The 10,735-nt window shown below is 49.7% G+C and carries 9 protein-coding genes; 5 read left to right on the forward strand and 4 right to left on the reverse strand.

Annotated features, from left to right (window positions below):
* Nucleotides 1–69: 69 nt before the first annotated feature.
* Nucleotides 70–270 carry a hypothetical protein gene (locus CCY32_RS09720; protein ID WP_246840580.1) on the reverse strand — a complete coding sequence of 67 codons (201 nt, stop codon included), beginning with the start codon at nucleotides 268–270 and terminating at the stop codon, nucleotides 70–72.
* A gap of 502 nt (nucleotides 271–772) precedes the next feature.
* Here CCY32_RS09720 and CCY32_RS09725 point away from each other — a divergent pair.
* The 5 genes from CCY32_RS09725 to CCY32_RS09750 all read left to right on the forward strand — a co-directional run bounded on the left by CCY32_RS09725 (nucleotide 773) and on the right by CCY32_RS09750 (nucleotide 5,378).
* Complete coding sequence (locus CCY32_RS09725; protein ID WP_088330410.1) at nucleotides 773–1,768, forward strand: class I SAM-dependent methyltransferase; 996 nt, start codon at nucleotides 773–775, stop codon at nucleotides 1,766–1,768.
* 520 nt (nucleotides 1,769–2,288) lie between these two features.
* Nucleotides 2,289–2,828 (forward strand): hypothetical protein, encoded by a 540-nt coding sequence (locus CCY32_RS09735; RefSeq protein ID WP_088330412.1) that lies wholly within the window; start codon nucleotides 2,289–2,291, stop codon nucleotides 2,826–2,828.
* A gap of 283 nt (nucleotides 2,829–3,111) precedes the next feature.
* Entirely contained in the window at nucleotides 3,112–3,906 is a 795-nt protein-coding gene (locus CCY32_RS09740) for a transporter substrate-binding domain-containing protein (RefSeq protein ID WP_088330413.1), read from the forward strand.
* Between the two features lie 529 nt (nucleotides 3,907–4,435).
* Nucleotides 4,436–4,639 carry a hypothetical protein gene (locus CCY32_RS09745; protein ID WP_088330414.1) on the forward strand — a complete coding sequence of 68 codons (204 nt, stop codon included), beginning with the start codon at nucleotides 4,436–4,438 and terminating at the stop codon, nucleotides 4,637–4,639.
* 217 nt (nucleotides 4,640–4,856) lie between these two features.
* Nucleotides 4,857–5,378 carry a hypothetical protein gene (locus CCY32_RS09750; RefSeq protein ID WP_088330415.1) on the forward strand — a complete coding sequence of 174 codons (522 nt, stop codon included), beginning with the start codon at nucleotides 4,857–4,859 and terminating at the stop codon, nucleotides 5,376–5,378.
* 348 nt (nucleotides 5,379–5,726) lie between these two features.
* Here CCY32_RS09750 and gcvP read toward each other — a convergent pair whose 3' ends face one another.
* From gcvP to gcvT, 3 genes are all read right to left on the reverse strand, one after another.
* Nucleotides 5,727–8,618: an aminomethyl-transferring glycine dehydrogenase gene (gcvP, locus tag CCY32_RS09755; RefSeq protein WP_088330416.1), complete on the reverse strand. Its 2,892-nt coding sequence runs from the start codon at nucleotides 8,616–8,618 to the stop codon at nucleotides 5,727–5,729.
* A 130-nt stretch (nucleotides 8,619–8,748) separates the two neighbouring features.
* The gene (gene gcvH / locus CCY32_RS09760) at nucleotides 8,749–9,138 is read right to left on the reverse strand and encodes a glycine cleavage system protein GcvH (protein ID WP_088330417.1); all 390 of its coding nucleotides are present in this window, start codon (nucleotides 9,136–9,138) and stop codon (nucleotides 8,749–8,751) included.
* Between the two features lie 75 nt (nucleotides 9,139–9,213).
* Complete coding sequence (gene gcvT / locus CCY32_RS09765) at nucleotides 9,214–10,305, reverse strand: glycine cleavage system aminomethyltransferase GcvT (RefSeq protein ID WP_088330418.1); 1,092 nt, start codon at nucleotides 10,303–10,305, stop codon at nucleotides 9,214–9,216.
* Between the last annotated feature and the right edge of the window lie 430 nt (nucleotides 10,306–10,735).

Consider the following 10,735-nt stretch of genomic DNA (forward strand, 5'->3'; position numbering starts at 1 on the left):
CAAGCCCACAAGCAGATGAGGTTTAAAGTTTCATTCTTTAAGTCAATATCATTGAAAGCGTGCCGCGAATTAAGGGAATAGGTCAGTTGCATCATAAGCCAGATAAATGACACCCGTTTTAATGTTGTAACTCACATCATCAATACCAAATAGCCTGTCTATTTCTTCGATCAGGGCATCGCAATTACGCTCAGTGAAATTACTGAGTCTTAGGTTTCGTACGACTAAATTCGTCTCTCTGCCCCCAACTTTATGATCCAAATCGCTCATCATTTTCTCCTCTCTCTGCGGTACAGTTCACAGCTCGAGGTTAAGCAAGCTGAAAAATGAAAAACTTCAGTTCAACGCCTCCCTCATTAAACCTAGTCGCCGGGGAAAAAGCAGCATGATACAGATCAAACTAAGCATAAAAGGCCGCTGCCGGAGATAAGCAGAATTTGACATCATTTATCTGGTTCAGCTGAGTACGCTGAAAATCAGCAAGGAAAGGGACTTCAGAAAAGCGATCGCAGTGTGCTTTTACCGGCTCGCGCAAAACCAGTTAGCGGAAAACTTACGGCTTTATACTCAACATCCATAAGCGCCTGGAAGAAGCCGACACCATAGCGCTAATACTTTGATATAAATATCTATTTTTTGCATATTGGTTGCATCGCACACAGTGTTTCTACCCCAGCAGACAGGGACGTTTTACTGTAGTAAGTAGCGCTAATCCGTCTTATACTCAAGACTTTGTAATGGTGATATCGGAAAACGTACATAGGGATAATTTATGCAAAACCCAACCTCGATATACATATTTGGCGCTTCAACGTTGGGAGAATTAGCCCATACGTATTTACAAGCTCGCTACACCATTATCGGATTCGTTGACAATGATGTGAAAAAGCATGGAACCCGGTTTTTAGACAAACCTGTCTTTGCACCTGAAGACGCAATCAATCAAACTCACATCGTTATTGCCAGTCATTTTGCCACTGAAATTTCAGCCCAGCTGAGAGATTACGGATTCTATAATTTCTCCGTTTTCAAAGCAGGGGTAGCAAAATGTCTATTAGATCTTCAACTGCCTTTGCTCGATTTGGGCCGTGAGCTAAGTCGCGATCCTGAAGCGATGATTTTCGAAGATATTACATTTTCTGTCGGGGGTTCTGGGATCCTGGACTACGCCTTGTTGAAAATGGTCGCCAGAAGGCTATCTCCAAAAGCTTACCTTGAAATAGGTACTTGGCGGGGTGAAAGTATTGCTTCCATCGCTAACATTGTCCCTCAATGCTATAGCATCTCCTTACCAGATGACGCGATAACCCATATGGATACCGCCGGAAAAGGCTTCCCAACAACTAAATTCAGCCGATACTTCTCTAAAAACGTAAAAAATATTAAGCATTATTTAACTGATTCAACTTCATTTGATTTCGAGAAACTAGAAGTGCGACCCAATTTGGTCTACATCGATGGTGATCATTCCTTTGAAGGGATTGCGACAGACACAAAGAACGTATTCAATTATATCGATAAGGACAACAGCATAGTCATTTGGCATGATTTTAAAACCAAGGATAACCGCTATCAACAAATTACTATTAATGCCATTTGGAGCGTAGTGGACAAGGATATTAGTGATAATATCTTTGGTGTCGATAACTCGATGTCTGGTATCTATATTCCCCAAGCATTGCAGTCCCGATTCATTTTTCAACCACACGATGACACTTTGTACTCTTATCAGGTCTCAATGCGCAATAAACCGAATAAAGTTGATTGACGCCGAGCAAGGGCGTCACCCATTGATCAACCATGACGCAAAGAAATAGACATGCTCAGTGACTTCCCGCAAAGCTAAGTCCAGAGCAGAAATGGGAGCCGACTGAGCCATTGGCAGTTCGATAAATCTGACCTTTGATCAGGTGGGTATTTTATTGGAGCAACGTCTCTGCCCCTCCTGATTCGCGAAGTTGTTGAAAGCTCCCCACAGGCCGTAACCACTAATACTTTGATATAAATAATGTTTTGCATGGTGCTCACTTCGCACACAGTGTGTCTGCCCCACCAGACAAGGACATTCTATGAAACTCTTCCAGGTTCTCTCCAGCGTCAGCCAGATTGAAAATCAGGCTCTTTGAGTAACCCGGCGGATGTTTTTGACGTAAGTTTCTGAGGCACTGCAAAGTGCAAGGCCTTGGCCCTGTGATTCCCCTGCTCATAAAAAATATGCCTGTGCTTAAACTTTTTTCCTCCGAGGTTCGACTGAATAAACAACCAAAGCGAAATCAGGAAAAGTAAACATGCACTCACTCATTAAACTCTCCGCTCTTATCTTCCTGTCTGCCACTGTTGCCCAGGCAGCCCCCGCTAAAGAAAAGCATGACGGATACAAAGTCAGAATCTATAACCACTGCCAGCTGGTGAGCGAACATAAGATGACGGCACAACAAATCGAGGTGTACCAGCGCCTGATGCAACATGAACAGGCCATGCACAAGCTGGAGCGCCCAATAAAGGCCATCGAGCCACAAATGGATAAATTGACCGCTCAGATTGAGCAAATTTCAGAACTGGCGGTCCAGGAAACAGACGAAACCCTGCATATCAATAAAAGCTATCTCAGGCAGCAGGAACACATCGCTCAGCAAATTGAACAACTGGTAGAACAACACCGGGCTGACTTTGAGGCACTGGAAAAACAGGGTGAAAAAATAGCGGCGGTGGCAGATGACTTCGAACAGCAACTCAGGCCACTGACCGAAGGCGTTGAACACGACAATATTCAGATTATTTCACCTGAAAAAGCGGCTGAATCCTATCATTGCTACAGCAGCTTATAATCCAGATCTGACGAATCAGAAAAACCACGGCAGGCGACATTGCAGGCCACTGAGCATTTCAGTACCTGCAAGGCGTTAAGCACGGGGATCAGGATGTATACACAGGCACTGTTCACACCGTTATTTCAGGTTATACTGACTCTAAGACCACTGGCGTTGTCATTCAGAAAGAGCTCAGCATGTCGACTCAAGGTTCCACCACATCCTTCATCTTTGCCGCAGGCATCTCAGCGCTGTTGCTGTTGGTCCCTGGGGCAACTCTGGCCATTGGGTTTGACTAACGATGCCCTGCAGGTTGTTCACCTCCGGCACCTCCTCCACCAGACAATTGCTGGGGGCAGTGATCACCCTTTATTTCTGCTTAGCCTGCATGTCTGTTGCCGCCGAAACAGCGGGCGACAACATCCTTTACTATGACCAGGGCGTGGAGGGGCGGTGGGTACCCTATCAACGTGGTGTGGTCGCCGGCACACCAGGTGTTTTTCAACAGATGACCGATGCTATTTCACGCCACGTCGACATTAGCTTCAAAACCGTGAACTTCCCTGCCAAGCGATCCCAGAAGGCCATGAAAGATGGTCTGATTGACCTGGAGTTTATCAGCCTGGAGTGGTTGCCAGGCGGTGAGGCAGGCGAGGCATATGTGGTGAGTGAGCCCTTGTTCAAGGTCAATGAATACGTTGTGACGCTGCAAGGCAACCAGCACCTGTTCCCCAATCGCCAGGCCTATTATGGCCGCATCCTTGGTACCATTGCTGGTTACTACTACTTTGACGACCATAAGTTTCAGCGTGAAGATTTTCTGACCGAAAGCCTGTTGATACAAGGGCTTAAAAGAGATCGGTTCAAGGGCGCCATTCTGGAGCGGGAAACCGCCAAATTCTGGGCCTCGGTTCATAAAGCGGACATTGCCTTTGCCACCCTCCACACAGAGGGCGTTCTGCGCATCAGGTTACAAAAAGACAAGGCTCACTGGTTAGCGCTGATTAACCAGGGCATCGCTGCGATAAAGGCCAGAGGGGAGCTGACCACCATTCTTGAAGACCATGGTATTGACCCGGCCGTAATCATAGAGTGATAAATGGGCCTTTCACCTTAGGGGTGTGAGCGGGGTTTCGAGGTTACATATCACGGAAGTTTCAGCATAGCTAACCGTGCCTCATAAAGCCGCCAAGTCTTTTTTTGCAATGATTTCAGACAAAGCTTCAACCGACGTGATGAGAGACATTGATCCCAGAATATCTGCTTCTGGCACCAATTGGACCCAAGCATAGCTTCGGAAGGCAACAATGAGCGAGGAACGGACATTGGCGGTGACGATTGGTAGGTTAGGTAATAGTGCAGTATGAAAGATGGTTGTTAATTTGGATCTGACCCTTTTTATTCTGTGCTCAAAAGCCGGAATCTGCGTATCCGAACAAAGACGATCTGCGCTCTCTGAGTATTTCCAAAGTCAGAGGGGTCAAACACACCAACAATATGACTGTCGGAATGGCCGATGTACATGACTTCAACTCGCCTGCTGAAATCATGAAAATGCTCGCACAGGGGGTTTGTTGACGTTGCTTTGACCAATACGCATTGGCGGCTTACTGGTATTAGAGAAAATGCAAATCGATACGGTTGTCGCTTCGGGCAAGGCATTGGACAGGCGGGATCTTTTTCACTATATCCACCAGGACCACAGCGATTTAATGTCCCGTATCGATGACATCATCGCAGCCAGGCACGCCAGTGGCGAGCTGAAAAATTTGATTGCTGCGGCAGAACAACAGGTAATGCAGCAAGGTTCTGCCGATACGGGTCACTAGCTCTGTGCATTTTTCATACGCTGTATAGCGATGTGCCTGCCCTGTTTTTTCTTAGTTTCACAGAACCTGCATTAGCACCTCTATATGTCGGTTTTGTTTACAATCTATAATATTTACGGTGGCAATACACTGTAAAATCAAAACGTTAAATAATGGCGCTTTTATTGCTTAAGGTTAATTATCCCTGAAGGGATACCCTTAACCTGGAGAAATAACCATGATTCGTGCTTCATTCTTTGCCCTCACCCTTACCGCGCTCAGCGCTACCGCAAACGCCGGTTTAATCAGCCTTAGCCTTGGCGACTACGATAGTGGATCGGTTGGTCCTTACCCCAAACCCGAGGTGACTATTGGCACGTTCAATTACGATCTGGCCGGCCAGGATATTGTTTCAGCAACCCTTTCAGGTACTTACGGCTCTGAAATTGTGCCAAGCTCTACGGCAGGCTTTGACCTCTTTGGCGACGGCTTGCTGGTTGCGCAATGCATCTACCAGGACCCCGGTTGCTGGGTTTCTGGAGATAATTTTCGCCCCTGGAGCTTTGACTTCAGTGACTTCTTTGTGTTGTCAGATGGCGCCCTGGAGATTTCAGTCATTCAAACGTCAGGTAGTACTATTCGACTGGGCTCAATTGAATTGAATATTGTGACCGCCGACATTCCTGTTCCAGCACCGCTGGCGCTGATAGGCCTCGGCCTTGCCGGCTTAGGCATCACCCGCCGTGGTAAGACTCGCTAAGCGATGATTTCGCGTCATCGCTAGATTTGTGGGTTCGGCGTATGCGCAATACAAGGCCAGCCCCTTTCGGCTTGTAACGAAAGCCACTCGGCAGAAATAAAAAAGCGAACCCAATAGGGTTCGCTTTTTATTATTCAGACCTAAAAAACCAACTGTTGTCGAACTCGAATAAAGTTTGTGACCCAAAAATCAAAGGGTCAGAGTTATTGAAACAGCATAATGCTCCGCTAGTTCCTCACTCTATATACAAACTACATAGAAAAAAACCGCTAGCCTTAGCTAGCGGTTTTTTTGTATTACTGCATTTGTCTGCGAGCAATCTGCATTGCCTCGCACAGATTTTATCCGCTACCGATAACTCTCCACGCTCGGGCAGGAGCAGATCAGGTTTCTGTCGCCGTACACATCATCGATGCGGTTAACCGTGGGCCAGAACTTGCTCTTGCCCACAAAGCCTACCGGATAGGCGGCGGTGTTACGGCTGTAGCCGTGGGTCCACTCGTCATCGCAGATATCGGCTAAGGTGTGGGGGGCGTTATGCAGTGGGTTGTCGGTTTCACTCCACTCGCCGCTTTCCACTTTGGCGATTTCTTCACGAATTTTGATCATGGCCTCACAGAAGCGGTCCAGCTCAACCTTGGCTTCAGATTCGGTGGGCTCGATCATCAGTGTGCCGGCTACCGGGAAGCTCATGGTGGGCGCATGGAAGCCATAGTCGTTCAGGCGCTTAGCGATATCCACTTCGGTGACGCCGGAGGCTTCTTTAAGCTGGCGTAAATCGATAATGCATTCGTGGGCTACACGGTCGTTACGGCCTTTATACAGCACCGGGTAGTGGCCGCTCAGTTGTTTGGCCACGTAGTTGGCGTTAAGAATGGCCACCTCGGTCGCTTTTCTCAGCCCTTCGCCACCCATCATTTTGATGTACATATAGCTGATTGGCAGAATCGAGGCGCTGCCCCATGGCGCGGCCGAAACCGAACCATTGTTTTCACCGGTACCGGGTATTTTCACCACAGGGTGGTTGGGTAAAAACGGCGCCAGATGTGATTTTACGCCAATGGGGCCCATGCCGGGGCCGCCGCCACCGTGTGGAATACAGAAGGTTTTATGCAGGTTAAGGTGCGACACATCGCCGCCAATAAAGCCCGGCGTGGTCAGGCCCACCTGCGCGTTAAGGTTGGCGCCATCCATATACACCTGGCCGCCGTGCTGATGCACGATATCGCAAATTTCACGAATGCCCTCTTCATATACGCCATGGGTAGAAGGATAGGTCACCATAATGCACGACAGGTTATCGGCCATTTCTTCGGCCTTGGCCTTAAGGTCGTCCATGTCCACGTTGCCGTTCTTGTCACAGTTCACCACCACCACTTTGAGGCTGGCCATTTGTGCCGAGGCGGGGTTGGTACCGTGGGCAGAGCTTGGGATCAAACACACATTACGGTGCCCTTCACCGCGGCTTTCGTGATAACGCTGTATGGCAATAAGACCGGCATATTCGCCCTGCGCACCAGAGTTGGGCTGCATGGAGATATTGTCGTAACCGGTAATTTCTACCAGGTCATCACCCAGCTCGTTAATCATCTGCTGGTATCCCTGTGCCTGATCGATGGGGCAAAACGGATGCAGCTTGCCAAATTCCGGCCAGGTGATGGGGATCATCTCGGCGGTGGCGTTGAGCTTCATGGTGCACGAACCCAGTGAAATCATGGAATGATTCAGGGCCAGATCCTTATCTTCTAAGGATTTGATATAGCGCAGCATCTCGGTTTCAGAGTGATGGCTGTTAAACACCTCATGGGTGAGAATATCTGATGTACGCACCAGCTCAGCAGGAATCGACTCACTGCCCTCTGTCGTCACCAGCGCATCCAGGTTGTTCACATCAAGCTGGTGCCCTTCACCTAAGAATATGTCAAACAGCGCGCTGACATCGGCGGCGGTAGTGGTTTCATCCAGGCTTACACCCAACATGCCGTCAAGATCAGTACGCAGGTTAATGCCTGCTTTGAGCGCCCGTTCAACAATCTCGTCTTTGTTGTCGGTTAATACGGTAAGGGTGTCAAACCAGGTGGCGTGCTTGAGTGCCAGCCCTTTTTGTTTCAGGCCAACAGCAAGAATATCGGTCAAACGATGTATACGGTTGGCAATGGTTTTTAACCCCTGAGGGCCATGGTACACGGCAAAGAAAGAGGCGATATTGGCCAGCAGCACCTGCGCAGTACAGATGTTGGAGTTAGCCTTTTCGCGGCGAATGTGTTGCTCGCGAGTCTGCAATGCCATGCGCAGGGCTGGCTGACCACGGCTGTCCTGAGACACACCGATGATACGGCCGGGCAAGGAGCGCTTATAGGCATCGCGGGTGGCGAAAAATGCGGCGTGTGGGCCACCGTAGCCCATAGGCACACCAAAGCGCTGCGCGCTGCCCAGCACCACATCGGCACCCATTTCACCGGGGGATTTCAGCATCACCAGGCTCATAATATCGGCAGCCACCGCCACAATGCCTTTTTTGCTCTGCACTGCGGCAATCAGTTCGCTGATGTCACGCACCTGTCCGGTGGTACCGGGGTACTGTAACAAGGCACCAAACACATCCAGCTCGGCAACCGCTTCAGCGGGGCCAGTCTGCACTTCAAAGCCGAATAAATCGGCACGGGTTTTCACCAGGTCGATGGTTTGCGGGTGCACGTCATCGGCAATAAAAAACAGATTCGATTTTTTGTTTTTAGACACCCGCTTGGCCAGCGCCATGGCTTCGGCAGCGGCAGTGCCTTCATCCAGCAATGACGCCGATGCCAGCTCCAGACCCGTCAGGTCGATGGTCATTTGTTGGAAGTTCAGCAGCGACTGTAAACGGCCCTGGGCAATTTCTGGTTGGTAAGGCGTATAGGCGGTATACCAGCCCGGGTTTTCCAGCACATTGCGCAGAATTACGTTAGGCGTGTGGGTGTCGTGATACCCCATGCCGATATGGCTGCGAAAAACTTTATTTTTGCTGGCAATGGCTTTGAGTTTGGCCAGCGCCTCGGCTTCTGTCTGACTCTCACCCAGCTTAAGCGGCTCGGGTAAGCGGATACCCGCAGGCACCGTCTGCTCAATCAATGCCTCCAGTGAATCGGCACCCACAGTTTCCAGCATGGCTGCAATCTCAGCCTGCCCCGGTCCGATATGACGACGAACAAAGTCCTGCTTTTGTTCCAGTTGCGATAGAGAAAGAGTCGAGTCAGACATAAGGCTCACTTCTTAAGTTCAAAGGTTAAAATTACTGTCGAATGGATTCACTTTGGCGCTTTTAGCCGCGGCTAAAACAAAAACTGGAGCCAGGTGGCATCACACTGACTCCAGTTATGGATGACGAAACTCAGTCTTCGTCAATGCTGTTTTCGTAGCCTTCGGCATCCAGCAGTTCATTAAATTCGCTGTCATCGTCAGCTTTAATACGGAACAACCAGCCATCACCGTAGGGGTCTGAGTTGACCAGCTCTGGCGAGTCTTCCAGATCTTCGTTAATGGCGACCACTTCACCACCAATGGGCGCATACACATCGGAGGCGGCTTTAACCGACTCGGCTACGGCCACATCATCGCCGGCGGCAACGGTGTCGCCCACATCCGGCAGTTCAACAAAAACCATGTCACCGAGCAGCTCCTGGGCGTGCTCTGAAATACCCACGGTGTAGGTACCGTCACCTTCGGGGCGAACCCATTCATGGGAGGCGGCATAACGTAATTCTGACGGGATGTTACTCATTGGAATTCCTCTTATATTCTTTATTTCACAAAAAGCGGCGCGATCGCTGATGTTGCCTTTGTTCTCACTTTTTGCCTAGTGTTCAACCTTTTTGCCGTTACGCACAAAACTGGGCTTCACGACTTTTACTGTAACCCACTTTTTGCGCATTTCCACCTCAGCGGTGGCGCCCACAGGTGCCGGCACTCTGGCCATGGCGATACTGTATCCCAGTGTCGGTGAGAACGAGCCCGAGGTGATCACGCCTTCGCCGCCGTCTACTTTCACTTTCAGGCCGCTGCGCAAAACGCCTTTTTCTTCCATCACCAGGCCAACCAGCTTCTCTTTGCCACTGCGGTTATATTCTTCTACCGCGGCGCGGCCCATAAACTCACGCTCTTCCGGCAACCAGCTGATGGTCCACCCCATATTGGCGGCCAGCGGTGAAATGGTTTCGTCCATGTCCTGACCGTACAGGTTCATGCCCGCTTCCAGACGCAGGGTATCACGGGCGCCCAGGCCACAGGGCTGCACGCCGGCATCCAGCAACTTCTGCCAGAAATCAGCGGCCTGGTCGGCAGGAATAATAATCTCGTAACCGGCTTCACCGGTGTAACCGGTGGTGGCAATGAATAAGCCGCCGCTGTGCACACCAAAGAAAGGCTTCATCCCTTCTACGGCTGCTTTTTGCGCTTCAGTGAACAGGCTGCCCGCTTTTTCTTTGGCATTCGGCCCCTGCACGGCAATCATGGCCAGGTCGGGCTGTTCGATAATCTGAATATCGAATCCCTCAGCCACCTTATTCAGCCAGTTCATGTCTTTTTCACGGGTAGCAGAGTTCACCACCAGGCGGTAATTATCTTCGGCAAAGTAATAGCAGATAAGGTCGTCCACAACCCCACCCTGCTCATTCAGCATGCCGCTATACAGGGCTTTGCCTTCTACCTTGAGCTTATCCACGTCGTTGGCCAGCAAATAGCGCAAATAGGCTTTTGCCTGTGGCCCTTTAATGTCGACAATGGTCATATGAGAGACATCAAACATGCCTGCATCACGACGCACGGCGTGATGTTCTTCAATCTGCGAACCATAATTGATGGGCATTTCCCAACCGTGGAAATCTACCATTTTTGCACCGGCTTCAAGGTGCTTGGCATGCAAAACGGTTTTGCTTGGCGTTGTCGACATGGGCTTACCTGTCTGATGAATAAAAAGTGGCCTGAATTATAGGCCCTTGGTGGTGGTGCAACAAATTGGAATTCTTAATGGAGTGATTAGGATTTGTTATGTATTATCCATTCTTTATTAGCAAAACTGATGGTGTGGTTGGGAGAAAGGTGTGAGGAGTGAGGAGAGAGGCATAGAGCCCGCCTCCTCACGCTTCTCTCCTCACCCTGAATAAAACCGTGGTAATTAGCGCATCAAAGGGCACTGGATGCCCGATAACGGCATTCGGGCATGACTTACGCTGTCATTCCCGCAGGTTGTTGGCGGGAGTCCAGTGCCTTTATTTACCTTATCGCATAGTGGAAATAACGAAGCGGAATCCGGGGGTAATGGCACTTACAGGTGGGATAATAAGTGAGGTGTCAGGCGTAAGATGTGAGGCGAAAAGTCC

The organism is Lacimicrobium sp. SS2-24 (assembly GCF_002201535.1).
Taxonomy (GTDB): Bacteria; Pseudomonadota; Gammaproteobacteria; order Enterobacterales; family Alteromonadaceae; genus Lacimicrobium.

What these genes read in the sequence shown, in the direction of transcription:
- CCY32_RS09750 (WP_088330415.1), top strand. Translation starts at nt 4,857, where the DNA reads ATGATTCGTGCTTCATTCTTTGCCCTCACCCTTACCGCGCTCAGCGCT.
- gcvH (WP_088330417.1), bottom strand. Translation starts at nt 9,138, where the DNA reads ATGAGTAACATCCCGTCAGAATTACGTTATGCCGCCTCCCATGAATGG.
- CCY32_RS09725 (WP_088330410.1), top strand. Translation starts at nt 773, where the DNA reads ATGCAAAACCCAACCTCGATATACATATTTGGCGCTTCAACGTTGGGA.
- CCY32_RS09740 (WP_088330413.1), top strand. Translation starts at nt 3,112, where the DNA reads ATGCCCTGCAGGTTGTTCACCTCCGGCACCTCCTCCACCAGACAATTG.
- gcvT (WP_088330418.1), bottom strand. Translation starts at nt 10,305, where the DNA reads ATGTCGACAACGCCAAGCAAAACCGTTTTGCATGCCAAGCACCTTGAA.
- CCY32_RS09720 (WP_246840580.1), bottom strand. Translation starts at nt 270, where the DNA reads ATGAGCGATTTGGATCATAAAGTTGGGGGCAGAGAGACGAATTTAGTC.
- gcvP (WP_088330416.1), bottom strand. Translation starts at nt 8,618, where the DNA reads ATGTCTGACTCGACTCTTTCTCTATCGCAACTGGAACAAAAGCAGGAC.
- CCY32_RS09745 (WP_088330414.1), top strand. Translation starts at nt 4,436, where the DNA reads ATGCAAATCGATACGGTTGTCGCTTCGGGCAAGGCATTGGACAGGCGG.
- CCY32_RS09735 (WP_088330412.1), top strand. Translation starts at nt 2,289, where the DNA reads ATGCACTCACTCATTAAACTCTCCGCTCTTATCTTCCTGTCTGCCACT.